The sequence below is a fragment of the Planctomycetota bacterium genome (assembly GCA_039819165.1).
Classification (GTDB): domain Bacteria; phylum Planctomycetota; class Phycisphaerae; order Phycisphaerales; family UBA1924; genus JAHCJI01.
Window position 1 is genome coordinate 20,692 of sequence record JBCBSM010000001.1, and the last position, 24,913, is coordinate 45,604.

19 protein-coding genes are annotated in these 24,913 nt (G+C 69.6%); 10 read left to right on the plus strand and 9 right to left on the minus strand.

The genetic code is table 11. The annotated features are described in order from the left end of the window. Window positions 1-24: 24 nt before the first annotated feature. From AAFX79_00080 to AAFX79_00090, 3 genes are all read left to right on the plus strand, one after another. Window positions 25-927: an HNH/ENDO VII family nuclease gene (locus AAFX79_00080; protein ID MEO1006946.1), complete on the plus strand. Its 903-nt coding sequence runs from the start codon at window positions 25-27 to the stop codon at window positions 925-927. After that, window positions 924-1,397, plus strand: a complete 474-nt coding sequence (locus AAFX79_00085) for an SMI1/KNR4 family protein (GenBank protein ID MEO1006947.1) — start codon at window positions 924-926, stop codon at window positions 1,395-1,397. The genes AAFX79_00080 and AAFX79_00085 overlap by 4 nt, the downstream gene beginning before the upstream one ends. Before the next feature lie 295 nt (window positions 1,398-1,692). After that, window positions 1,693-3,615: an AbgT family transporter gene (locus AAFX79_00090; protein ID MEO1006948.1), complete on the plus strand. Its 1,923-nt coding sequence runs from the start codon at window positions 1,693-1,695 to the stop codon at window positions 3,613-3,615. On the opposite strand, the gene AAFX79_00095 is transcribed toward AAFX79_00090, so the two are convergent. Beyond that, the gene (locus AAFX79_00095; protein ID MEO1006949.1) at window positions 3,612-6,170 is read right to left on the minus strand and encodes a serine/threonine-protein kinase; all 2,559 of its coding nucleotides are present in this window, start codon (window positions 6,168-6,170) and stop codon (window positions 3,612-3,614) included. The two genes, AAFX79_00090 and AAFX79_00095, sit on opposite strands and share 4 nt — an antisense overlap. Continuing rightward, on the minus strand, window positions 6,160-6,753 hold the full coding sequence (locus AAFX79_00100; protein MEO1006950.1) for an ECF-type sigma factor: 594 nt from the start codon (window positions 6,751-6,753) through the stop codon (window positions 6,160-6,162). The genes AAFX79_00095 and AAFX79_00100 overlap by 11 nt, the downstream gene beginning before the upstream one ends. A 124-nt stretch (window positions 6,754-6,877) precedes the next feature. Here AAFX79_00100 and AAFX79_00105 point away from each other — a divergent pair, with 124 nt between their 5' ends. Both AAFX79_00105 and AAFX79_00110 read left to right on the plus strand, forming a co-directional pair. After that, a complete protein-coding gene (locus tag AAFX79_00105; GenBank protein ID MEO1006951.1) occupies window positions 6,878-8,581 on the plus strand; it encodes a GC-type dockerin domain-anchored protein in 1,704 nt (567 codons plus the stop codon). 132 nt (window positions 8,582-8,713) lie between these two features. Then, window positions 8,714-10,423 carry a GC-type dockerin domain-anchored protein gene (locus tag AAFX79_00110; protein MEO1006952.1) on the plus strand — a complete coding sequence of 570 codons (1,710 nt, stop codon included), beginning with the start codon at window positions 8,714-8,716 and terminating at the stop codon, window positions 10,421-10,423. A gap of 11 nt (window positions 10,424-10,434) precedes the next feature. On the opposite strand, the gene AAFX79_00115 is transcribed toward AAFX79_00110, so the two are convergent. After that, entirely contained in the window at window positions 10,435-11,391 is a 957-nt protein-coding gene (locus AAFX79_00115) for an anti-sigma factor (GenBank protein ID MEO1006953.1), read from the minus strand. Continuing rightward, entirely contained in the window at window positions 11,388-12,014 is a 627-nt protein-coding gene (locus tag AAFX79_00120) for a sigma-70 family RNA polymerase sigma factor (protein MEO1006954.1), read from the minus strand. Before AAFX79_00120 ends, AAFX79_00115 begins: the two co-directional genes overlap by 4 nt. 226 nt (window positions 12,015-12,240) lie before the next feature. On the opposite strand from AAFX79_00120, the gene AAFX79_00125 reads away from it, so the two are divergent. Together AAFX79_00125 and AAFX79_00130 are read left to right on the plus strand one after the other, a co-directional pair. After that, window positions 12,241-13,821: a DUF4331 domain-containing protein gene (locus AAFX79_00125; GenBank protein MEO1006955.1), complete on the plus strand. Its 1,581-nt coding sequence runs from the start codon at window positions 12,241-12,243 to the stop codon at window positions 13,819-13,821. Window positions 13,822-13,935: 114 nt separating this feature from the next. Next, window positions 13,936-14,721: a DUF4198 domain-containing protein gene (locus AAFX79_00130; protein MEO1006956.1), complete on the plus strand. Its 786-nt coding sequence runs from the start codon at window positions 13,936-13,938 to the stop codon at window positions 14,719-14,721. 47 nt (window positions 14,722-14,768) lie between these two features. Here the strand turns inward: AAFX79_00130 and AAFX79_00135 are convergent, their stop codons facing one another. Continuing rightward, the gene (locus AAFX79_00135; protein MEO1006957.1) at window positions 14,769-16,070 is read right to left on the minus strand and encodes an amidohydrolase family protein; all 1,302 of its coding nucleotides are present in this window, start codon (window positions 16,068-16,070) and stop codon (window positions 14,769-14,771) included. 191 nt (window positions 16,071-16,261) lie between these two features. On the opposite strand from AAFX79_00135, the gene AAFX79_00140 reads away from it, so the two are divergent. After that, a complete protein-coding gene (locus tag AAFX79_00140; GenBank protein MEO1006958.1) occupies window positions 16,262-17,698 on the plus strand; it encodes an MBL fold metallo-hydrolase in 1,437 nt (478 codons plus the stop codon). Window positions 17,699-17,713: 15 nt separating this feature from the next. On the opposite strand, the gene AAFX79_00145 is transcribed toward AAFX79_00140, so the two are convergent. Beyond that, window positions 17,714-18,379 (minus strand): ABC transporter ATP-binding protein, encoded by a 666-nt coding sequence (locus tag AAFX79_00145; protein MEO1006959.1) that lies wholly within the window; start codon window positions 18,377-18,379, stop codon window positions 17,714-17,716. 307 nt (window positions 18,380-18,686) lie between these two features. Between AAFX79_00145 and AAFX79_00150 the strand changes: the two genes are divergently transcribed. Continuing rightward, a complete protein-coding gene (locus AAFX79_00150) occupies window positions 18,687-20,453 on the plus strand; it encodes a calcineurin-like phosphoesterase family protein (protein ID MEO1006960.1) in 1,767 nt (588 codons plus the stop codon). Window positions 20,454-20,461: 8 nt separating this feature from the next. Here AAFX79_00150 and AAFX79_00155 read toward each other — a convergent pair whose 3' ends face one another. Next, on the minus strand, window positions 20,462-21,607 hold the full coding sequence (locus tag AAFX79_00155; GenBank protein MEO1006961.1) for an amidohydrolase: 1,146 nt from the start codon (window positions 21,605-21,607) through the stop codon (window positions 20,462-20,464). A gap of 261 nt (window positions 21,608-21,868) precedes the next feature. On the opposite strand from AAFX79_00155, the gene AAFX79_00160 reads away from it, so the two are divergent. Beyond that, entirely contained in the window at window positions 21,869-22,096 is a 228-nt protein-coding gene (locus AAFX79_00160) for a hypothetical protein (GenBank protein ID MEO1006962.1), read from the plus strand. Window positions 22,097-22,217: 121 nt separating this feature from the next. Here AAFX79_00160 and AAFX79_00165 read toward each other — a convergent pair whose 3' ends face one another. Next, window positions 22,218-23,159 (minus strand): hypothetical protein, encoded by a 942-nt coding sequence (locus tag AAFX79_00165; protein ID MEO1006963.1) that lies wholly within the window; start codon window positions 23,157-23,159, stop codon window positions 22,218-22,220. A 70-nt stretch (window positions 23,160-23,229) separates the two neighbouring features. After that, window positions 23,230-24,759, minus strand: a complete 1,530-nt coding sequence (locus tag AAFX79_00170) for an alkaline phosphatase (GenBank protein ID MEO1006964.1) — start codon at window positions 24,757-24,759, stop codon at window positions 23,230-23,232. Window positions 24,760-24,913 lie beyond the last annotated feature (154 nt).

Genomic DNA, 24,913 nt, shown 5'->3' on the forward strand with positions numbered 1-24,913 from the left:
GATCCGGCTGGCTACTTCGACGGAATGAACCTGTACGGGTACGGCGGGTCGAGCCCGTTCGTCTTCATGGATCCGTGGGGGCTCTTCCAGCAGGCCCAGGACTTCGTGCAGCAGTGGGGGGCAAGCAACGAGGCCATCCAGTGGCAGACGGCGGAGTCGATGGCGGGATACTGGCGGGGCTACAACGACTACTTGAATCCCAGGCTGGCGATGGATGGCACGCCGCTCACGGCGGGCATGAAGGCCTCGCAGGCGAACTACAACAGGACGATCGCGCAGCAGCAGGGGATCGGCTCGGCCTCCCGGGCGGCGCAGCGGCAGATGATCGGGGAGATGGGCGTGGGGATGATCCCCGTCGTCGGCGAATTCATGGATTACCAGGTGATGACGGACCCCAACGCCGCGTGGTGGGAGCGCAGCCTGGCGGGCCTGAGCCTGGGCGTGAACTGCTTCACGGCGGGCCTGCTGCCCAACGCGGGGCCGATCATCCGATCGCTCAGGGCGGGCGATGATTTCGCCGCCTACGCGGACGATATGATGGCGAGGGCGGGAGGTGTCGCGTCATCCGGAGTTGCTTCAAGAAGATTCTGGACTAAGTCCAAGATGTTTAATGGCAACAAGGTGTTCCAACGCGACGATCTGATCGATCCGAGTCGCGTTGATGCTCGAGGGCGAACAAATCTCGAGCGAATGCAGAGGGGACTAGCACCGCTTGGTCCAGACAATAAGTCGATCAATCTGCATCACCTCACACAGACACAGGATGGTGCGATCGCGGAGGTGTCGCAGACATTCCACCAACAGAACTATGGAACGCTACACATCAACCCGAATACAATTCCATCAGGAATCGATCGCATTGAGTTTAATGCTTGGCGGGACAAGTACTGGCGCGATCGTGCAAGAGACTTTGAGGAATCGCCATGAGTATGCAGGACTTCGAAGCAGCATGCGAGTTGATCAGGCGACATGAAGAGCTTGCGGATTTTGAGGGCCCTAAGCCAGATGAGTTATTAGCGAAAGCGGAAGCTGCGATTGGACTTTCATTTCCGGCTACCTACCGGGCGTTCTTGAGCAAGTTTGGATGCGGGGACATTGCTGGCGCTGAATTTTATGGAATAATTAAAGATAACTTTGAAGAATCTGGTATACCAGATGCGATATGGTTAACATTAGATCAAAGAAAATCGTCGGAGCTTCCAAAATTCTATATACTCATCGGAGATTCCGGGAACGGCGGATTATATGCAATCGATTGCTCGGTAATTTCCGTCGCGGAATGCCCAGTAGTAGAGTGGTGGGCTGGTGCGCAGGACCAAAGAACAGTTGCTGCAGATTTTGGCGATTTCTTTTTGCGCACTGTACGAGAGGCATTGCATAATCGGCGACTCTCGTAATGATAAAAAGCTGCCGCCTTCGAGAATCACGCCGTACGATCGTCGATGGTCCGACGGCTGAGTGCTTGCCACTAGACACGAACCGCGACGGCGAGGTGGTGTTGACCTTGTTTGGTTTCTGGCATTCCAGAACCTCTTCGAGGACGGCGACCCTATCGCCGGCTTCGACGCCGACGGCGAACTGACATTCTTCGACCTCCTCGCCTTCCAGAACGCCTTCCCGGATGGATGCGAATGACGCGGCCGGCCGCGTCGTGGGCCGTGATCTCGGCCCCGCTCGCGCTACCTTAGCCGCATGGCCAACAGACGCGATGCGGCGGGTGGTGGGGCGGAGCGACCGGCGGGCGATCGGCCGTCGGGCCCGCTGGCGCGGTTCCTTGGCGTTGTCGAGTGGCTGGGCAACCTGCTGCCGCACCCGGTCACGCTGTTCGCGCTGCTCGCGCTAGCCATCGTGGTGATCTCGGCGATCGCGACCTTCCTCGAGGTCGGCGCGGATGATCCCCGCACGCTGGCCCCGAAGGCCGAGCTGACGGTCGTGTCCATCGCTGAGTCGGTTTCGCCGCCGATGCTCGTTGCCGAGAACAAGGACGAGAACTCGATCGCCTTCGACGTCCTCGACGATCCCGATGGCCGCCTGCACTCACTCATGGAGGTAACGCTCACCGTTTCCGGCGTGCGGTCCGCGCCGGACGACGAGCATCCCACCGTGACGTTCGAGAGCGACGAAGGCACGACGCTGGTTGCCAAGCAGCGCAACGCCCCCAGGCTCACCACGCAGAGCCTGCTGTCCGCCGCCGGTATCCGCTGGATCGGCCAGAACATCGTGACCAACTTCTCGAGCTTTGCACCGCTCGGCACCGTGCTGGTCGCACTGCTGGGCGTCGGCGTGGCGGAGAAGTCGGGCCTGCTGACCGCGGTCGTGCGGGGGCTGGTGCTTGGTGCACCGCCGCGGCTGGTCACCGCGGTGGTCGTGTTCTGCGGCGTACTGAGCAACACGGCCAGCGAGATGGGCTACGTCGTGCTCATCCCGCTGGCCATGGCGATCTACCACGCGCTCGGACGCCATCCGCTGGCGGGCATGGCCGCCGCGTTCGCGGGTGTGTCGGGCGGGTACAGCGCCAACCTGCTGATCGGCACGGTCGATCCGCTGCTGGCCGGCATCACCGAGGAGGCCGCGCAGCTCATCGATCCGGCCTACGAGGTGCACCCCGCGGTCAACTGGTGGTTCATGATCGCCAGCACGTTCCTCGTCACGGGCGTGTGCTGGGCGGTGTCCACCTTCATCGTCGAGCCGAGGCTCGGTGCGTACGACCCGTCCGAAGCAGAGGACGAAGTGCGGCTGGCGTCGGCCGAATCCAAGGAGATGGCGCCCGTGTCGGCACAGGAGTGGCGGGGCGTCGCCTGGGCCGCGGCGAGCGCCCTCGTGGTCGCCGTGGGTATCGTCGTGCTGGCCGGCCCGGGGGGCGAGGCCGCCCGGAGCCTGCTGGGATGGCTGCCCGGGTGGGGCGTGCTCCGCAACCCCAACCCCGATGCGACCGGGGCCGAGGCCCTCCGCCCGCTGCTGCGGAGCGTGGTGCCGATGATCGTGGTCTTCTTCGTCGTGCCGGGCTTCGTGTACGGCCGCGTCGTCGGCACGATGCGGACCGATAGGGACGTGATCCACGCGATGGCCGACGCGATGCGGAGCATGGGGCTCTACATCGTGCTGGTCTTCTTCGCGGCCCAATTCGTGGCATTCTTCGGCTACTCGGGGCTGGGGCAGATCCTCGCGGTCAAGGGCGCGGACCTGCTCATCAGCCTGAATCTCGACAACCCGCTGGTATTCCTGCCGTTCATCCTGATGTGCTGCTTCGTGAACCTGATGCTGGGGTCCGCCAGTGCGCAATGGGCGCTCACGGCGCCGATCTTCGTGCCGATGCTGATGACCATCGGCTACAGCCCCGAGGTGATCCAGGCGGCCTACCGCATCGGCGACAGCACGACCAACATCATCACGCCGATGATGAGCTACTTCGGGCTCATCCTCGCGGTCGCGACGCGGTACAAGCGGGATCTGGGCATCGGCACCATGATGGCGACGATGCTGCCGTACTCGATTGCGCTCATCATCGCGTGGACGGCGCTCTTCTACATCTGGGTGTTCGCGCTGGGAATTCCGGTGGGCCCGGATGCGCCCACGACCTACGACATCACGGCGCCGCTCGGTTCGGGCGGCTAGGGCCGCTCGCAGCGGACCAGCAACTCGTTGAGTCGCGCTTCGGTGAGCGTGTTCCGCGTCGGAACCATCTCGGATTGCCGCATCGCCGCCAGCGTTGCGGCGCTCTGCTCCAGCCAGCGGCGTGCTTCGGCTGGGTCGGCGTCAGTGGCGTCCAGATAGGAGGCGCCCATGCCCTTCTGGGCGACGCCCACTACGGTCCAGAGCCGTACGTCTCCCGGGTCGTTGTCGAGCCCGGATCGAGCGGTGGCGATGGCTTGCCGGTATCCGTCGCGGGCCTGCGCGTGCTCGCCGAGCAAGCGATCGCAGTGGGCGACGCGCTCGACCGCGATGGCGCCCGCCATCTCGTAGAGCTCATTGCCGGGGTTGTCGGCGGCCAGCTGACGCCGGCGGCGGAGTGCATCCGCGAAGCCCCGCCTCGCGTCATCCAGCAACTCGCCGTCCAGCAGCGCGTTGGCGAGCTTTTCCTCGGCCACCGATGCGTCGAACTGGGCCCTCGCGTCGGCTTCGTCGGCACCCGCGAGCGTGGCCAGGATGTCCCGAGCCGCTCGATAGTGCTCGATCGCTCCGTCTGCATCGTCGGTATCCCGGCGGACATCGCCGAGCCGGTGGTGGACGAGGGCGAGGTCCCGCTGGGCGCGGGCGCTCTGTGGGTTCAGGCGGGCCGTCTCCGCGCGGATGGCCATGGAGCGTTCGAGGTAGGGCAGCGCTTCCTCGGGACGGCCCAGCCGCACGAGCGTGAGCCCGAGGCCGTTGAGGCCGATGGTCAGGCGGCGGACCAGCATCGGGTCGCCGCCGCTCGCGAGCCGCTCGGACGCCGCGAGCGCGAGCCGGAAGTGCTCGATCGCGTCGTCGGGCTGGCCCATGTTGATGAGCGCCGTGCCGAGCCGCTGCTCCGCCGTCACGCGGAGGCCCTCTGCCTCCGGCGTCGCGACGCCCTCGATCGTCTCGATGGCGATACGAAGCTGCGCCGACAGTTCGCCGGCGCGGGTCGTGCTGGCGAGCGTCTCGGCGGCGGCGAGCTGCGTGCGCGCGAGCGCGACCGTCGATGCGTCGCTCGGCGTGATCGTCGCCAGCCGGCGGCGGAGCTCGATGCTCGTCGCGTAGCTCTGCAACGCGGCTTCGGCGTCGCCGAGGTTGGCCCGGTGCGGATTGCCCTGGATGTCGCCAATCCGGAAGTATGCCTCGGCGAGCTCCTCGAGCAGCGCCGGATCCTCGCCGGCATCCTGCGCCAGGCGATCGAGGTAGGCCAGCCCGGTCGCGACAAGCTGCCGCCGTGCGTCGACGGCGCCGGGCACCGTCTCGAGGGCATCGTGCAGGTCGAACAGCATGGTATTGGCGATCGCACGGACGTCCTCGAAGCGCTGCTCCGCCAGGCCACGCTGGCGGCCAGCCTGCACGCCGAAGGCCACGCTCACGCCGGTGCCAAGCACGAGCGTGGCCGCGATGACCCCCGCGGCAATCACCGGCCCCTTGCGCCGTTGTGCAAACTTGCGGAGTTGGTACAGCGTCGTCGCCGGCCTGGCGGCGATGGGCTCGTCGCGGAGCATCCGCCGCAGATCGTCGGCGAATGCGGCCGCGGATGCATACCGCCGCTCGGGGTCCTTGTCGATGGCCGTGGCGATGATGGTCTCGGCGTCGCCTCGCAGCCGCCGATCGAGCAGGCCGAGCCGGCGGGGCTGGTCGTCCTGGATGGCGCGCAGCGCCCCGGGCAGCGACGCGTCGCGGACGTCGATCGGAAGCTGCCCCGACAGCAGCTCGTACCCCAGCGCCCCCAGGGCGTACACGTCGGTGCGGGCGTCGATGGCGTCGGGGTCGCCCGCCGCCTGCTCGGGGCTCATGTACGCGAGCGTGCCGATGACCTGGCCGGGCAGCGTGCGAAGCGTGGAGGCCTCGGTGTCGTCGCCCGTCAGTCGCGCGATGCCGAAGTCGAGGATCTTGGGCGTGCCCTCCCCATCCACCAGGATGTTGCCGGGCTTCAGGTCGCGGTGGATGACGCCGCGCTGGTGGGCGTGCTGTACGGCGTCGGCGATGCCCGTGAGCATGGCGCAGCGATCCCGCAGCGAGGTGGCCCCATCCCCCGCCCACGCATCCAGCGCAATGCCCCGAACCAATTCCATGGCGACGTAGGGTGCGCCGCTCTCTTGATCGACGCCCGCGCCGAACACCGCCGCGATTCCGGGGTGCTGCAGCCGCGCGAGCGCGATCGATTCCTGCTCGAAACGCTGGTGGACGGACGGCGAGACTGCGCCACCGCGGACGATCTTGAGCGCCACAGCGCGCTCGGGCGTGCGCTGCCGCGCTTCGTAGACCACGCCCATGGCGCCGCTGCCGATCACGCGGACGATCTCGAATCCGCCCACGATCGTGCCGGCGGGCAGGGCGTCGCCGAAGGCGCCGTCCTCGTCGTCGTGGCGGAGCAGGCTCCCCACCTCGGCCCGCAGCTCGTCGTCGCCGCCGCAGGCCTCGTCGAGGATCGCGTCGCGGGCATCGGCCGGCGCGTCGCAGATGCGCAGGAACACGTCCTTCGCCCGCCGATAGAGATCCTCAGCCGGCATCGCCGCCTCCACTCGTGCGGCCGCCGGTCAGCGCCCGCCGAAGGAAGGCCTTCGCCGAGCGCCAGTCGCCGCGCACGGTGCGCTCGCTGACGCCCAGCACGCTCGCGGCCTCGGGTTCGGTCAGCCCGCCGAAGAACCGCAGCTCCACGACGCGGGCCGCCCGCTCGTCGACGGCGGCGAGTTCGGCGAGCGCGTCGTCCAGGTCGGCGGGGTCGAGCATCGCCGAGCCAGCTTCGAGCTGGGCGCCGTCCAGCGTGATCCGCCCCCAGCCGCCGCCCCGCTTCTGGCGGCCGCGGCGCTTGGCCTCGTCGGCGATCACCCGGCGGACCATCTCCGCGCCCAGGGCGAAGAAGTGCGTCCGGCCCCGCCAGTCGACCCGGTCCTGGTCGGCCAGGCGGAGGTAGGCCTCGTGCACGATGGCGGTGGGCTGGCACGTCCAGTCGGCGCGGTGACCCGACAGGCGGTCCGCGGCGAGGCGGCGGAGGTTGTCGTAGACCATCGGCGCCAGCCGCTCGGCCGCCCCGGCGTCGCCGTTGGCCGCGGCCTGCAGCAGCGTGGTGGATTCGGGCTGGGATACGTCCATCGCACAATCTCTACAGAGCGTTGCCGGGTGCTCTGGGCATTGTCGCGTTCCGGGTGGCGGCGTTCAAGGCCACGCGTGTGGCTCGCGATCGGCCGCGGCACGTTCTCGGACACGGAGCACACCCATGGCACGCACTTCGATGATCACGCGGACCGCCGCCGGCCTGCTCGCCGCGGCGGCGGGCGCCAACGCTCTCGCCCAGGCCCCGATCTACGTCTCCGCCTCGCTGGGCGACGACGCGAACCCGGGCACGCGGGGTGAGCCGGTGGCCACCCTGGCCACGGCGCGCACCCTGGCCGGTTCCGGGGTGATCTACCTCGACGCGGGCGAGTACTCGGATCTTCGCCTGTCCAGCGGCACCGCACTGCTGGGCGGCTTCGATGCCGGGGATGGCTGGAGCCGGGACCCGTCGCTCAACACGACGATCGTGCGGACGACCGAGCCCACGGTCGCCGCGATCGGCGTTATGGCCGATGGCATCCGATTCACGATGCAGCCGTCGACCAGCACCAGCCGCTACGGGCTGGTGCTCCGCGGCGTCGAGGACTTCTTCGCGAGCAACTGCGAGTTCGTTGCCGAGGCCGCCGGGGCGGGCCGCAACGGCGCCCGAGGCAGCAACGGCGCTCGGGGTGGCAACGGCCAGATCGGCATGCCGGGCGTCGAGAGCAGCGACGGCGGTGGCTTGCCCGGATGCACGAGCTCGCCGCGACCCCTCGGCGGGTTCGGCGGCACCGGCGCCGGCTTCCCCGGTGGCGATGGCGGGCGGCCCGGGCGTGGCAGCGACTTTGGAGATACCGGCCGAGCGGGGAGCGGCCCCGGCGGCGGCGCGGCCGGCCAGGGCTCGTTCCCGGGCCTGGGCAACTGGTGCCCCTTCCCGTTCGCGGGTCGGGACTCGGTCGGCTCCGATGGCTTGCCCGCAGCGAACGGAACTACCGGACCGGCGGGCGGTGAGGGCCGGATCGAGAGCGGCGCGTACGTCCCGGCATCCGGCGAGCTCGGTGGCAGCGGCCAGCCCGGGGCCGGCGGCGGCGGTGGCGGTGGCGGCGGCGGTGGAACCGCGAGCTGCGACAGCTATGGCGGCGGCGGCGGCGGCGGTGGTTCCGGTGGCGGGGGCGGGAGCGGTGGCAATGGCGGCCAGGGTGGCGGCGCATCCATCGGCCTGCTCGTCGAGTCGTCGTCCGACATCATCATCAGCGGCGCGTTGGTCTCCACCGGCGGCGGCGGACAGGGCGGCGACGGCGGCCAAGGCGGCACCGGCGGCCAGGGCGGCCTCGGTGGCCGGGCCATCCCGACCTGCACCGCCGGCAACTTCTACGGTGGAACCTCCCAGCAGGACGATGGCTCCAACGGCGGTGCCGGCGGCAACGGCGGCCGAGGCGGTACCGGCGGACGTGGTGGCGGCGGCGCAGGCGGGCCGAGCATCGGCCTGTGGATCATCGGTGAGGCCGTCGACGCCACGAACGTGACGTTCGACGTCGGAGATGCCGGCCTCGGCGGTCTGCCGAGCGCTCCAGCGGGCGCCCGGCTCGACCAGCGCGGCTCGACGAGCGCCGCCGGCGCCATCCCAGTCGACTGCAACGCAAACGGCGTGCACGACCTCGTCGACATCGCCAACGGCGACAGCCGCGACGCCAACCTCGACAACATCCCCGACGAGTGCCAGTGCCGCGTCGATCTGGACGGCGACGGCGAGCTCACGATCTTCGACTTCCTGCAGTTCCAGAATTTCTTCGACAGCGGTGATCCGGCTGCCGATTTCGACGGCGACGGCGTGCTAACCATCTTCGATTTCCTGGCGTTCCAGAACGCCTTCGACACCGGCTGCTGATCCTGTTAACCGGACTCCATCGCCCTGGATTTCTCGACGACCGTTGCCGGATTCGGCCGCGGTCGTCGCGTTCCGGGTGGAGCGGCGTGCGACGCCGCGAGTCCAGAGCAACTCCCAAACCGGAGCACGGCCATGCCACGCACCCTCAAGGGCACCTCCACACGCACCGCGACGCTCGTCCTCTCGGCCCTCGCCGCGACCAACGCGATCGCCCAGCAGGGGTCGGTCTACGTGTCGGCCACGCTGGGCGACGACGCGAACCCCGGCACCGCCGATGAGCCCGTCGCGACGCTCGGCCGCGCGACATCGCTGTATAGCGCCGACCGCCCGATATACCTGGACCGTGGCGTCTACGACGCGGGCTCGATCTTCAGCCAGCAACAGATCCTCGGCGGCTTCGATGCGTCCGACGGCTGGTCGCGCGATCCCGATGCGAATCGCACCGAGATCCGGCTGTCGAATCCGCTCGTGCAGGGTCGCTTCGGGATCCTGCTCGACGGCGTCAGCATGACCTCGGCCAGCACCGCCTCAAAAAGCACGTACGGCCTCTCGCTCTTCGAGTGCACCGACGTGTTCATCAGCAACTGCGAGTTCGCCGCCGCCCAGGCCCAAGATGGTCGGGACGGCGGGCTGGCGGGCGATGGCACGCGGGGCGAGAACGGTCGCCTCGGCGGGGGTGGCGTCGAGGACGACGGCGACCTGTTCTGCTCCACCGGATTCCGCCCGAACGGCGGCAGAGGCGGCATGGGCCCCGGCTTCCCCGGCGGCACCGGAGGCTTACCCGGCCGAGACGATCGAACCGGCGTGGGCGGTGGCTCGGGCCAAGGACCCCGCGGCGGTGCCGGCGGTGCAGGCGTGCTCTCGGGATTCGGGAATTGGTGCCCGTTCGACATCCCGGGGTTCCCGTCCTTCTTGGGCAGCGACGGCGGCAACGGCACGAACGGCCTGCCCGGCTTCCCCGGCGTCGAGGGCACGCTCAGCGGCGGGCTCTACGCGGGCGGCAACGGCACGGCGGGTGCGCGCGGTGAGCACGGCTCGGGCGGCGGCGGCGGTGGTGGTGGCGGTGGCGGCACCAATAGCTGCAACAGCTGGGGCGGCGCCGGTGCCGGCGGGGGCGCCGGTGGTGAAGGCGGCGGTGCCGGCCCGGGTGGATTGGGCGGAGGCGCGTCCATCGGCCTGGCGATCCAGGACTCGACCGGCGTCATCGTGACGAGTTCCACGTTTACGACTGAGGGTGGCGGCAATGGTGGCCAACGCGGCCTCGGCGGCCAAGGCGGAGAGGGCGGCAACGGCGGCGTGTGGTTCTGCACGGCCGGCAACGAGTACGGCGGTAGCAGCGAGCAGGACGACGGCTCCAACGGCGGACGTGGCGGCAACGGTGGTCGCGGTGGCAACGGCGGCAATGGTGGCGCTGGCGCGGGCGGACCGAGCATCGGCCTGTGGGTCGCCGGCAGCGGCGCGGTCGACCTCACCGACGCGACCTACGACGTTGGTCCCGCGGGCCAGGGCGGAGCCGGCGCGCCCGATGGCAGCCAGCAGCAAAGCCGCGGACCGGTCTTCATCGGCGGCGGGGTCCCCGTCGACTGCAACGCCAACGGCGTGCACGACCTCGTCGACATCGCCAATGCCACCAGCCGCGACGCCAACCTCGACAATATCCCCGACGAGTGCCAGTGCCCGGCCGACCTCGACGGCGACGGCGCGCTCACGATCTTCGATTTCCTCACCTTCCAGAACCTATTCGACGCCGGCGACCCCCTCGCCGACTTCGACCGCGACGGCGCTCTGACGATCTTCGATTTTCTGGCGTTCCAGAACGCGTTCGACGCGGGGTGCGCCTAGCCGGCGGCGAGTTAGCCCGCCTCGCGCGGCGCGACCACGACGCGTCGTCGGAGGTCGGGCACCGCGACGCCACCCGGCGGCTCGACCGTGACGGCGAAGAGCGCCACGCGGCCGAGATCGAGCGCGGGATCGACGGGCACGATGATCTCACCCTCGGCGGTGGCGTTGAACACGCCGCCGCTGACCTTCTGCTCCAGGCCCCGCTCGTCGATCACCCAGACCTGGTAGACCTCGCTCACGGGGTCGTTGGGTTCGAGGCCGACGAAGCGGAGATAGCCCTGCTCCAGCTCGTCGTTCCAGACGACATCACCGCCGATGCCCTGCTGTTCCGCCGGCGCGTCGGGAAGATCGAAGGGCGACCACGCCAGGCGGATGGTGCCCGGCACGTCCAGCAGCTTGCGGCGATCCTGGGCGAGCACGGCCGGGTCCTGCGGCTGCTCGTACCGAGCGATGCGGAGCCGGGCAGCGTCCAGATCGCTGGTTGCTTGCACCAACGCCTCGGCCAAGCGGACGTTCTCGCGGCCCGCGGCGCCGACCTCACGCCGCAGCGAAGCCACGAAGGATTCGTTCTCCGCGATCTGGTCTCGGGCGTCGGCCAATCGCTGCTCGAGCTCGCCGATGCGGTCATCGCGGTGGCCGAGCTGGGCCGCGAGCACGGCCAGGGCCGCGGACATGGCGACGGCGACGACCGCGGCGATCGTCCAGCCGATCCACGCCGGTCCGCGACGTCGTGCCGCGTCGGCGCTTCGCTCCAGATCGATGCGCAGGTCCGCGGCGGGCGGCGCCGAGTCGAGGGCTGCGCGGCCCGTGGCTTCGAGGCGATCGGCCAAGTGCGGCGGCAGCTCGGCGGGCTCGGCGAGCGCGAGGTGCAGCAACGCCGCGGCCGGCTCGTCGCGGGCGTCGCCCCGGCCATTGCCGGGCGCGGCAGGACCGCCGGCCTCGTGCATGTTGCCGGGTCGCTCGGTCATGAGGACGCCTCCCGCGAAGCCGATGGTCGTTGCTCCCCTGCCTCGAGCATCTCGCGCACCTGCGCGAGCCCGCGGCGGATGTGGCTCTTCACCGTGCCCAGCGGCACGCCCGTGGCCGCCGAGATCTGTTCGTGGGTGCGGCCTTCCACGATGAACAATCGCAGCACGCCGCGCTGCGATTGCGGCAGCGCATCGAAGCAGCGTGCGACTTCCCGGACCTGCTCATCTAGGCTGGTTGCTCCCGCAGCCGCGAGCTCGGCGGCGTCGAGCGGGGCGGCGGTTGCCGTCGGCGGCGCGGCGAGCCGCAGGCGATCGATCACCCGCCGGCGGGTGATGGTGGCGATGAACGCCTTCTCCGAGCCGCGCGCCGGATCGAAGCGGTGCGCGTCCCGCCAGACCGACGCGAACACGTCCTGGACCACCTCCTCGGCGTCGGCCGCCTGCGCCGGGCTCGAGAGGCTGGACCGCACGATGGACCAGACCAGCCCTCCATAGGCGTCGAGCACCGGGCGGACCGCCTCGGCGTCGCCCGCGGCGATGCGCTCGAGCATCGTCGGTCCCGTGCGATGGGCCGTTCGGTCCGCGGCCGGAGGGGGCTCGGGCTGGTGGACGCCGCGGGGCACGCGGCACTGTATCCGCGGGCGGCGGCGCACCGCGCAAGAAATCAGCGCGCGGCTGCATCGCGAGGCATGGATGCCCCCGAATCGGTCGGCGTCGCCCCGCATGGCACGGCGACCGGCGCGGGCCGGCCCCTTGCGCGGGCGATCTCATTTCTATGTCGGAGCGCACCGTAGTGCGGCGCGAGCGGCGCGCCCTGGCGACGCTGCGCCCCTCCAGCCGGAGACGACCATGACCACCATACGAACAGCCATCGCCTCGGCCACGGTTGCGTGCCTGCTAGCAGCATCGGGTGCAGCCCACGCCGGCGGCGCGCTGGCGGCATCGAGCCACAGCGATGCTCCACTCATCAAGCAGGACCCACAGGCCAACCTGACCGACGTGTACGCGTTCCTCGGCAGGCGGTACGACGATCCGTCGCAGACCGTGCTCAACGTCATCGCCAACGTACGACCGTTCTCCGAGCCGGGCGACGGTCCGCACTACGACCGCTTCGCGTCCGACGCCCGCTACAGCCTGCACATCACCAGCCCATCCACCGGCGAGACGCTGATCCGATACGACTTCGAATTCTCCGCGGTGGACGCGGGATTGGTGAACCCCGGCACGATCCTCTCCTACGGACTGGGCACCGAGCCCGGGCCGATCATGACCATCGGCGACGCGCGTCAGAACTTCTCGCAGACCTACACCGTGACCCGCGTCGAGGGGGCCTCGGCCGGCGCGATCATCGAGGATGCACTGGTCGGCCTGCCCAACCCGGGCAGCCGCGTGACGCCGCTGTACAACGACGACGCCGGCAAGGCCGTCTCGGGGGCGGTGTCGCTGGACGATCTCGACGCCTACACGCGGCAGGCGATCTTCGACGCCGGAGGCGGGGCGGCCGTCTTCGCAGGTCCGCGGGACGACAGCTTCTACGCCGACATACCGGGCACCTTCGACCTGCTCAACCCCCGCATCCTGGACAACAACGGCGACCTGAGCGACGGGCTCGGGCAGGACGGCGGTGGCACCGATGGCTTCCGCGGCTTCAACGTGCTGACCTTCGGCATCCAGATTCCCGTCGACGATCTGCCCGCGTCGACCTACAGCGATGCCTTCTTCGGCGAGCAGACGGGCGTGGGCGTGTTCGCATCGGTCAGCCGGCAGCAGACCCTCACGCGCATCAGCGGCGACGAATTCGAGCTGTCCGGCCCCTTCGTGCAGATCAACCGCCTGGGCAACCCGCTCTTCAACGAGGCCCTCGTCCCGCTCTCGGACAAGGACCGCTTCAACGCGACCGATCCGGTCGACGACGCGCAGTTCGCGATCTTTGCCGAGAATCCCGAACTGGCCGACCTGATCAACCTCGTGTTCGGCACGGCGTTCGAGTCGAGCAATCGCCAGGACCTCGTGGCCGTGTTCATCCCCGATGTGCTGCGGGTGGCGACCACGACCGGGCCCGTGCCGCTCGCGGGTGAGCCGGGCTTCAGCCGGTTTGGCTTCATCGGCGACGACGTGACGGGCGGTATCTCGAGCGGGTGGCCCAACGGCCGGCGCTTCGGCGACGACGTGATCGACATCGCGCTGACGGCCATCGCCAGCGGGCCGGACTACGCCGAGATCACGATCGTGGGCGACAACGTCGAGGCCAACGACATCGCCTTTAACCGCGTGTTCCCCTACGCCGCCACGCCGCACGCGGGCGCCAACAACAGCAAGGACCGCCCGCTCACCGAGTTCGAGATCGCCGACCAAGACGACGACGGCGAGATCACCATCTTCGACGTGCTGGCGTTCCTGAACATCTGGGAGCGCGTCGGCGGCTTCTAGGGCGTGCCCTCCAAGGAGAGAGCGAGAGAGATCGGGCTCACCGCCCGGAGCCGCCGCGGCGCGGAAGCGCGACGGCGGCCTTGATACCACGACCACTCCAGAAGGACAAGGAACATGACCCCATTGCACGCCATCGCGATCCTGGGGACGGTGCTCGCCGCGGCTCTGCCCGCCAGCGCCCACGAGTTCTGGATCCGGCCATCCCGATTCGTGATGCAGGCCGGACAGCCCTCCAAGGTCTACCTGCTCAACGGCCACGACGACCACCACGACGTCGTGCCCAGGAACACGCCATACATCGAGCGCTACGAGATGCTGCTGGGGGGCGACGTGCTGCCCGTCGGCGGAAGGCACGGCCGGCTCGAGAGCATGGTCCGGCCCGCTGAGCAGGGCACCGGAATCATCGTGTACCAGAGCCGCGAGGTCGAGAGCGTGCTGCCGCCCGAGCGCTTCCTGGCGTACCTGCAAGAGCAGCACCTGGAGTGGGCCGTCGAGCTGCGAGCCGAGCTGGGCGAGGCCGACCAGCCGGGCCGGGAGGTGTACGTCCGCTGCGCCAAGTCGCTGGTCTCGGTCGGCGAGGAGGCGGGCGTGCTCATCGATCGCGTCGCCGGGTTGCCCTACGAGATCGTGCTCGACGCCGCCGGCCAGGACGGCCCGATGACGCTCCGCGTGTTCTACGAGGGCCGCCCCGCGGTGCACGCCCGGATCGTGGCAACGAGCGAGCGGACACCCACGCGGCGGATCGAGCTGCGGACCGATGACCAGGGCCGGGCGACGCTGCCCGAGACGCTCGAGGGCTCGTGGCGGTTCACGTCGCTGCACATGACGCGGGTCGACGACCGCGACGCCATCCAGTGGAAGAGCTATTGGGCCTCGCTGACGGCATCTCTGGGCGAATAGCTGCTGGCGCGGAACGCCGCGGTGATGGCTTCTAGTCCAGCGGTGCGCTACTCCGCTTTGTGCACCACGCCGCCCTTCATCACGAAGCGGACGCGCTGCAGCTCGGTGATGTCGGCCAGCGGGCTGGACGCGGTCGCGATAAGGTCCGCGTGCTTGCCCGGCTCGATGGTCCCGAGCGTATCGAGCACGCCGCACAGGTCGGCCGCGTTCACCGTGGCGCTCTTGATCGCGTCAGCGTTGCTCATGCCGACCTCGGTCATGTAGACGAACTCCAGGGCGTTGGTGCCGTGCGCGCCGACGCCGACGTCGGTGCCGAAGGCGATCTTGACGCCAGCCTCGTGGGCGCGGGCGAACATCGCCTGGATCTCCGGGCCCACGCGGGAGGCCTTGATGCGGATGGCGGGGGGGTAGTAGCCCTCCTGCTCGGCCTTCTCGGCGACGAACTTGCCGGCGTGGATCGTGGGCACGAGGTACGCCCCGGTCTCGAGGAACAGCGCGATCGCCTCGTCGTCGGTGTAGGTGCCGTGCTCGATCGAGTCGACGCCCGCCCGCAGCGCCGCCTTCACCCCGTCGGCCCCGTGGGCGTGCGCCGCGACCTTGCGGCCCATGCGGTGCGCCGCCTCCACGATGGCGTCGAGCTCGTCCTGGAAGAACTGCTGGTTGACGCCCGTGCCCGTGTAGCTCAGCACGCCGCCGGTCGCGGTGATCTTGATCAGGTCGACGCCCTCGCGGATGCGGGCGCGGACGGCCTTGCGGACCTCCGCGGGCCCGTCGGAGGGACCGGTCTCGGGGCCCTGGTCGGGCCGCAGCACGGGCGAGAAGGAGTTGGTCCAGTCGCCGTGGCCGCCCGTGACGGAGACCGCCGGCCCCGAGCAGAGCATCCGCGGGCCGACGACCATGCCGGCGTTGATCCGGTCGCGCAGCGCCAGCGCCGTCCGGCCGCCCGAGCCCACGTTGCGGATGCTCGTGAAGCCCGCCATCAGCGTCTTCTCGGCGTACACGGTGCCGTCGATGGCCGCGTACTCGTAGGTCTCCTGCATCGCGCGGCGGATCCGCTCGCCCACGGGCACCGACTGCCCAGTGATGTGGGTGTGGCAGTCGAACAGCCCGGGCAGCACGAAGCGGTCCGAAAGGTCGACCTCCGCCGCACCGTCGGTGGGCCGCACCGTGCCCTCGCGGACGGACTCGATGACGCCGTCCAGGATGATGACCGTGGAGGCGCCCAGGGGGGCCTCGCCGGGAACCGCCAGCAGCTGGCCGCAGTAGACGTGGGTCCGCTCCTGGGCGTGCGAGGGGATCGCGGCGAGCGCGAGGGCGACGAGTGCGAGAACGACGCGGACAATCGGCATGGCGGGGCTCCTTGCGATCGAGAGCGTAGCGGGGGCGGCACCCCGCGGGCGGGGCCCCGCGAACCCAGATCCCGACACTCCGGGCTCGCCGGCATTAGAATCAGGAGGACGCCGGGGCGAACGGTGCCCGCAGCAAGCCGGTACGGCCAGGGCGCCCGCTTCCGACGGCCGTACTTCGACGGAGATCCGCCGTGTTCCTTCGCATGATCTACGACGAGAAGCTCGCCCAGGCGGCCTACCTGATCGGCTGCCAGCGCACCGGCGAGGCCATCATCATCGATCCCGAGCGGGACGTGGACCGCTACATCGATCTCGCCGCCGAGAACGACCTACGGATCGTCGCGGCTGCCGAGACGCACATCCATGCCGACTTCGTGTCGGGCTGCCGCGAGCTGGCCGAGCGCGTCGGGGCGAAGGTCTATCTCTCGGACGAGGGCGACGCCGACTGGAAGTACCAGTGGCTCGATGCCAAGGCCGACGAGGAACTCGACGGCGGCTCGTACGACTACCGACTGCTGAAGGACGGCGACGCGTTCACCGTCGGCAACATCGACTTCCGCGTGCTCCACACGCCGGGTCACACGCCCGAGCACATCGCCTTCCTGGTGACCGATCGCGGGGCGGGCGCCGATGCGCCGGTCGGCGTGGCGACGGGCGACTTCGTATTCGTCGGCGACTTGGGCCGCCCCGACCTGCTCGAGTCGGCCGCGGGCATCGATGGCGCCATGGAGCCCGCGGCAAGGCGCCTGCACAAGACGATCGGGAGGCTCGACGAGATCCCCGAGTTCGTGCAGGTCTGGCCGGCCCACGGCGCGGGTAGCGCCTGCGGCAAGGCCCTGGGGGCGGTGCCCACCAGCACCATCGGCTACGAGAAGCGCTTCAACCCGGCGATCCGCGCCGCCGACTCCGAGCAGGGATTCGTCGACTTCATCCTGGCCGGCCAGCCCGAGCCGCCGATGTACTTCGCCCGCATGAAGCGGGACAACAAGGCCGGCCCCGCGGTGCTCGGGTCGCTGCCCAGCCCATCAAAGATCTCGGCGGACGAGCTTCGCGCCCTCGATCCACGGCGCGTCGCCATCGTCGATACCCGGGACTGGGAGCACTTCCGCGCGGGCCACCTGCCCGGGTCGCTGTCCTTCCCGCTGATTCGGTCGTTCCCGACCGACGTGGGGTCGATGGTCCGCGACGACGAGGACGTGTACCTCGTGGTCGAGGGAGCCAATCTCGAAGAGGCCGTCCGCGATCTCGTCCGCATCGGGCTCGACAACATCCGCGGCTGGTGTCCGGCGGCAGAGATTGCGACCGCCGCGCGGCTCGACGGCATCGAGGAGGTCGCGGTCGAAGACGCCATCGGCCTCGTGGACTCGCCCGATGTCGCGGTGCTCGACGTCCGCCGCCGGACCGAATTCGCCGAGGGCCACCTGCCGGGCGCGACCAACATCGCCCACACCCGGCTCGCAGGGCGGATGGACGAAGTCCCGCGCGGATCGATGCTGCTCATCAACTGCCTCAGCGGCGAGCGATCCGCCCGCGCGTGCGGCTACCTGAAGCGTGCCGGCTTCGACGTCGCCAACCTGCGTGGCGGCATGCTGGCCTGGGAGAACGCGGCCGCCGCCGTCCAGCGTTAGAGGTGCAGGCAATCGCTACGTCGCGGTTGGCAGCGTGAGTTGCTCGTCGGCCGCCGCCGCATCGGTCGCGTCGTGCGTGACCAGCATCGTGGCCACGCCCCGCTTACGCAGCATCGCCAGCGTCTCACCGCGGAGGCTGCTCCGCAGGCCGGCGTCGAGGTTGCAGAATGGCTCGTCGAGCAGCATCACCACCGGGTCCTGCGCGAGCGCCCGCGCCAGCGCAACCCGCTGCTGCTGTCCGCCGCTGAGTGTGTGGGGCATCGCGCTCGCCTTGTCGCCCATGCCGACCTGCTCGAGCAGCTCGGCCGCCCGTCCACGTCGCTGCCGCCGGGGAAGCTCCCGCAACGCGAATCGCACGTTGCCAGCGGCGGACATGGTCGGGAACAGCGCGTAGTCCTGGAAGACCACGCCCACGCGGCGGCGGTGGGGCGGCACGAAGCTCCGCCCGCGCGCGACTTCGCGGCCATCGAGCGCAATGCTGCCCGAGGCCGGCCTCTCCAGCCCGGCGATCAGCCGCAGCAGCGTGGTCTTGCCGCAGCCCGACGGGCCGACGATGGCCAGCACGGCCCCCGGTACCACCCGGAACGAGAGGCCGCCGAGGATCTCCCGGCCGCGCCCATAAGCAAAGCGGAGATCCCGAACCTCGAGGCGGGCCGGTGGCGGCTCGGCGGGCGGGACCACTGGCCGTGATCGCGTGATCGTGGCGGTTGTCGTGATCGCGGCCCCTCCCCGGTCGTCTTCGCGCGCCACGGCAGCTAACTCCTAGAAGGATAGCAACTAGCACGTTCTTCGAGACATCGCCGGCCGGGCCGCGGGAAGACCATTGGATGGCGGAGTGCACGGCTCTGGAGGGTGCAACGGCCGTGCTGCAGGATGCTCCGTTCCGCCGGCCTTCTTTGCACAATCTGAGCGCGGCGCGGACGTCGGTCGGCCGGAGCGGGACCTTAGCATGGCACGCTCATTCCCACGGACACCGGAGATTCGTCCCATGACGCTGCGTTCCGCGATCGCCATCGCCACCGTTGCCGCCGCCGCCGGCGCCGCTCTTGCCCAGCAGACCACGACCGCCCGCGGCGTGGTGTTCCTCGATCGCAACGCCGACGGCGCGCGGCAGGATGGCGAGCCCGGCATCGCCGGCGTGGCCGTCACCGATAGCGAGCGCGTCGTGCTCACCGACGAACGGGGCAACTTCACGCTGCGGATCGATGCCGAGGACGCGATCATCTCGGTCGTGAAGCCCAAGGGCTACCAGGTCGCCCTGGATGCCCAGGGCTTGCCCCGCGGGTACTACATCCACAAGCCCAACGGCTCGCCCGACGACGGCTTCGCCTTCCGGGGCGTCGAGCCCACCGGTCCGCTGCCCGGCACCATCGCCTTCCCGCTCGTGCCCGTCGATGAGCCGACGAGCTTCACGGCCATCGTGTTCGGCGACCCGCAGCCGTACTCGCTCGAGCAGGTCGACTTCTTCCGGGCCGAGGTCATCGATCCGCTGGTGACCGCCGAGGGCAACGCGGCCGGTGCGGCATTCGGTATCAGCCTCGGTGATCTCGTTGGCGATCGCCTCGACCTCTACGGCCCGCTCAACGAGGCACAGGCCATGCTGGGCGTCCCGTGGTACAACGTCTATGGCAACCACGACATGAACTTCATGTCCGGGCACAGCGGCGTGACCCAGGCCGATCCCGACCGCTACGCCGACGAGACCTTCGAGCGCGTGTACGGCCCGCCGAACTACGCCTTCCAGTACGGCGACGTGCACTTCATCGTGCTCGACAACGTGATCTGGCAGGGCTTCGACGGATACCGCGACGAGGCCGTCGACCAGTGGCCCGCCGAGCGGCAGCCCCAGACCCGCAACTATCGCGGCGGGCTGCGCGATGAGCAGATCCGCTTTATCGAGAACTACCTCGCCGTCGTCCCGAAGGACGACCTCGTGGTGCTCGCCTTCCACATCCCCCTCGAGATGCACGGCGAGGGCGTGCATCGTGTCCCCGAGCTGACCGAACTGCTAGGCGCCCTGTCGAGCCATCCCCGCACGCTCAGCCTCTCGGGCCACACGCACCTGCAGCAGCACTGGTTCTTCGGCTCCGAGCACGGCTACGAGCCCGCGCCGGGCGCCGGCCCCAACCAGCACACGCAGGCCGACCCTGCTCGGTTCCCGCAGCCCGTACACCACCACCTCAACGCGGTCACCGCCTCGGGCTCGTGGTTCAACGGCATGCGGGACGAGATCGGCCTGCCGCACACCACGATGCGGGACGGCGCGCCCAACGGCTACACGCTCGTGCATTTCGATGGTAATCGGTACACCACCGAATTCCGCGCCGCCCGCCAGCCCGCCGATCACCAGATGAACATCCATCTCGAGACGAACGCCAGCGGCAACCTGCCGGGCGAGTTGGATGCGTCATCGACCGGCGAGGTCGTCGTCAACGTCTTCAACGGGGTCGAGGGCGATGCCGTCGAGATGCGGATCGTGCCGAACCCGGCGTTATCGGCGTCGTCGATGGCCTGGACCGCCATGCGTTTCGACGTTCGGCCCGATCCGATCTACGCGGCGACGCACGCCCGCGAACAGCAATTACCCGATGAGCTGCAGTCCAGCTGGGGCCTGCCGGAGCCTCGCGATTCGCACCACATCTGGGTCGGCGACATCCCCGCCGGCCTGCCGGCCGGCACGCACGCCGTCGAGGTCCGACACACCGATCTCTACGGCCGCACGCACGTCGATCGCCGGACGTTCCGAGTCAAGTAGCGGACTCGCTACCCACTCGAGTCGGAAGTCGTCCGCCGCACGATCGTCTCGAGCAGCCGCACGCCCAACGGGATCAACTCGTCGGGAAAGTCGTACTCGGGGTGGTGCAGCTGCGGCTGGTCGAGGCCGGCCCCGAGGCCGAACAGCACGCCCCGGCGGCCCTGCGTAAAGCGGCCGAAATCCTCCGACCAGCGGAACGGTTCGGTTCGCTCGATGGTCTCCAGCCCGAGGCGCGATGCGGCGTCGCGCACCAGCCCGACGGTGGAGGCGTCGCACGCCGCCGCGGGGAAGTCGTCGTGCCACGAGATCTCGGCCGCCATGCCGTGCGTCTCGGCGACCCGGTGGACGGTGCCCTCGGCCTCACGCGCCAGCAGCGCCATATCGCGATCGGTCGACGTGCGGAGCGTCATGCACGCGGTTCCGACTTCCGGCGATGTGCCGAACACGCGATCGTCGCCGGCGTGCACGTGGCAGACCGTCACGCAGCCGAAGGCCCCGCTCAGTGCCCGCTGCGGCAGCCCGGGCAGCGCGGCGACGAGGCTCGCGATCGCGAGCGCCGGGTTGCGAGCGTCCTCCGGATGCGCCGCGTGGCCGGCCGTCCCCGAGAGCACGACCCGCATCCCCCGCGACGCGCAGCAGAACACGCCCTCCGAAAGAACGATGCCGCCTAGCGGGTAGCCCGGAAGGTTGTGCAGTGCGATCGCGATGTCCGGCTCGAAATTCGACCAGCGATCGTCGGCCAGCACCGCGGCCGCCCCCGCCCCAGTCTCTTCGGCCGGCTGGAAGAGGAGTACGACCCGACCACGCTCGGGCGGTCGCCCAGCGAGCGCGGCCGCCAGGCCGACGAGGATCGCCATATGCCCATCGTGGCCGCAGGCGTGCATCACGCCCGCGTTCGTCGACGCGTACGGCGGCGACCCGCGCTCGATGATGGGCAGGGCATCGAGTTCGGCACGAACCATCACGCGGGGCCCAGGGGTGCCGCTGTCGTAGATCGCCGCGAGCCCGGTGCCACCGAGGCGCTCCAGCATCTGAATCGGGCCGAAGCCCCGAAGCCGGTCCCGCACCGCGTCGTGCGTGCCAATCTCGGCGCCCGAAAGCTCGGGGCGTGCGTGCAGGGAGCGGCGGAACTCGACCAGCGCAGTATTCTCCACGCGGGGAGCATAATCGCGCGGTGCCAAACCGTCCCTTGCACCGGAGTTTACTTGCGCGGCAACGCGGTCCCGCGGTCGCTACTTGTGATCTGGCACGAAGTTACGCGGCATGGCGATTCGAGCCCCGCATCGATCCCGTCCGGCGTCGCGGATCGGCATCTCGAGGGAACTCGAGCGCGTCCGCGCCGACGAAGATCTCGCCCGAGCGACCGAAGTGCCGCTGCGGACCTGGCTGCGGATGTTCTGGATTGCGTCGACGCGATGACATCGACCGTCGACGGCCTCGATGCCGTCCCCCGTGTCCCGGATGGTCGCCTGGTGTTTCCGCTAGCCGACGGTGGCGAGCCCTCAATGGGCGCGCTCGTGCACACGCTGCAGGAGTCGCGGGCGCAGCCCATCACGCGGCTGGAGGTCAAGGCCGGCCGAGTCTCGGACCGGACCATCGATCGGCTGAGGATCCTGTCGCTCGAGATCGAGGACGAATCGTGACGCCGCTGGGCGAGCGAGCAGTTCGGCATGGGAACGCGCCGGACCCCGTAGCCCGCTGCTGGTTGGTTCCGCCTTGAACGCGCACCGCTCGTGCGGGGGGCGCACGCACTCTCGATGACGACTAGCGAGCCGGCGGAGGGATCGCGGTACTCGAGGTTCCTGCGCCGCGGCCTCGCACCGCCGTCGAAAGGCCCTGCCCGGGCATCGGGCAGTCGCAGCCGAAGTGGACTTCGTACCAATCGCCGAGCGTCATACGCTGGAAGGTCCGCACGAATCGCTGCCGGGCGGGAGGCCGCAGTTCACTAGGCGTCTCGCCCGCCGGCAGGACTTCAAGGTCCTCGATGCGCTGGACCCAGCAATGGGTCGCGCCGTCCGCCGTCCGCGACAGCGTGACCTCCAGTGGCAGCAGAAGCTCCTCGCTCCACCACACCTCGCAGGTGAGTTCGCCGGTGTCCGTCGGCTCGTGTAGGTACCGGCGAAACTCGTAGCCCGACACGCTCGTCGCCTCGCCGGTGGGTCGGCACCGGTCGAGCCACGCCAGGTCGAATCCGAGCACGAGCACGTCCAGCCAATCACGGACGATGCCTCGGCTCCGCAGATCGGTGTCCTCGTGCTCCAGGATGAGCCGCCGCTCGAGGTCAATCGCGTAACCGATGGATCGCGACGGGAATGCGGTGTTGCGGGTGAACAACCAGGCCTCGCCGCCCGCGGCGGGCTGCATGCTCACGGCCTCGGACGATCGGGTCACCAGATCCTCGGTCGACGCACCCGCACGCGGGTCCGCGCCGGTGCTCTCCAGCGTGCGGATCACCCGGAAGCGGAGCGTGGGCAGGTCCTCCGCTGCCGCCGGGGTATCTCTGTAGGCGTGCGGCTCGGGCACGTCGTGCTCCAGGCGTTCCACGTGCCCGGGCCGGACGATCTCGAGCGTCGCCAGCGCATCGAGGACGGCGCGATCGCGATCGGTCATCGGCGGCGGGGGGCGGTGCTCGCGCGCCGGGTCGTTCTGGCCGAACGCGGCTGCCGTCGCCAGGGCGATGAGCGTTGCCGGTGCCAATCGTCGCATGTGTCGTGATCCCGGCCAAGAGCGCAGAGCCGCAATCGATCGGCGCGACCACGCGGTCGCGCCACGAAGCCTAGTTGGGATCGTGATTCCGCAAGCCAAGTGCATTGCGCATGACCTCGGCGATGTACGCGTTGCGGACGGTGCCGCGAAATGCGCCCGCACCACGGCCGATGGCGTAGATGGCGACGTCTTCGCCCGAATGGGTCTCGCTGGACAGCGGGATGCCGGCCTCCTGCAGGTAATCCGGATCGGTCGGCCCGCTCGGCACGGTGACGCCGTCTATGCCCGGAAAGTCGTCGCTCCGCGGGTCGGGGCGGGCTTCCTCGCCGCGGCGGAGGCCGCCCGGTCCGTTGAGGTAGCCCAGCGTGGTGTACGGGATGCCGTTGGCGTCGGTCCTATCGCTCACGAACCCGTCGCCCTGGCCGTAGGCGACGTCGAAGATGAAGCTCCGCGGGTCCGCCGACGCCGTGTCGTACTCGGGCGTCGACTCGATCAGCTCGTAGCCCAGCTCGCTCTTCGGCCGGAGGGGGTAGCCGCCGATGTTGAACACGTGGCTGTGGTCGGCGGTCACGATGATCAGCGTGTCCCGCAGGTCGACCGCCTCGATGGCGGCGGCCACGGCCTTGTCGAACGCCTCGGTGTCGTGCAGGCCCCGGAAGGCATTGGTCAGGTGATGCGCGTGGTCGATGCGGCCCGACTCCACCATCAGGAAGTAGCCGCGGTCCCGGCCTGCCGACGCGGCGTTCAGCAACTCGATCGACTTGGTCGTCATGTCGACGATGCTGGGCTCGCCGCCCGCGTCGCTGCCGCGGTCCCACTCCCACTCCATGTGGCTCCGCTCGAACAGGCCCAGCACCGGCAGGTCGCCGGGCGTGAGGGCGTCGTGCTGCGTGTCGTTCCAGATGTACGTGTAGCCGGCGTCCCGGAATTCCTGGCGGAGATCGCGGCCGTCGATCCGGCGACCGTGGCTGCCTTCCTCGTCGGTTATGGCGCGATCGATGAAGTGCCGCCGGCCGCCGCCCATCAGGATGTCCAGCCCGTCGGCCAGCCGTGCGTTGTACGAGGCGTCGGTGGGAAGGGACTGCAGCGCGATCCCGTCCTCGTCGTTGCGTTCGTTGGCGTGCGCATAGCAGGCCGCCGGGGTGGCGTGCGTCGCCCGGGCCGTCGACACGATGCCGACCTTCATGCCCGCCTGCTTCGCCAGCTCGGCGACGGTCCAGGGCCGCAGGCCGTCGCCGTCGCCATTGAAGTCGCCCCGCTCGGTGTCGGCCAGGAAGCCGACCACGCCCGAATTGCACGGCTCGCCGGTCATCATGGTCGACATCGTGCCCGACGAATCCGGGACGATGTAGTCCGCGGTGTGGGTGCGGCTGAGGGCCGTGAAGGGCATCCGATCCATCGCCAGCTCGCCGTCGACGCCTACCGAGTAGATGCGGGTAGCCGTCACGGTCGACACGCCCATGCCGTCGCCCACGAACAGGATGACGTTGCGGGTCGTGCCGTCCGCCGGGCTCAGGGAAGGTTGCACACGCGTCGCCGGCGCGCAGGCTCCGCACAGCGCGGCTCCCAGGAGCAGGAACGAGCAGGGCCTGGGCATCATCGGTGCGTCCCTCCTGACGGCCAGGCTGGAGGCGACTCATCACTCGGTCGGAAGCATCGCACGCTGCAGGAAGGTAGCGGATCCAGACGGGCAATACCATCGAGCCTTGGCAAAGACGTCGTAAAGAACGCGCTCGATTTCACCCTATACATTG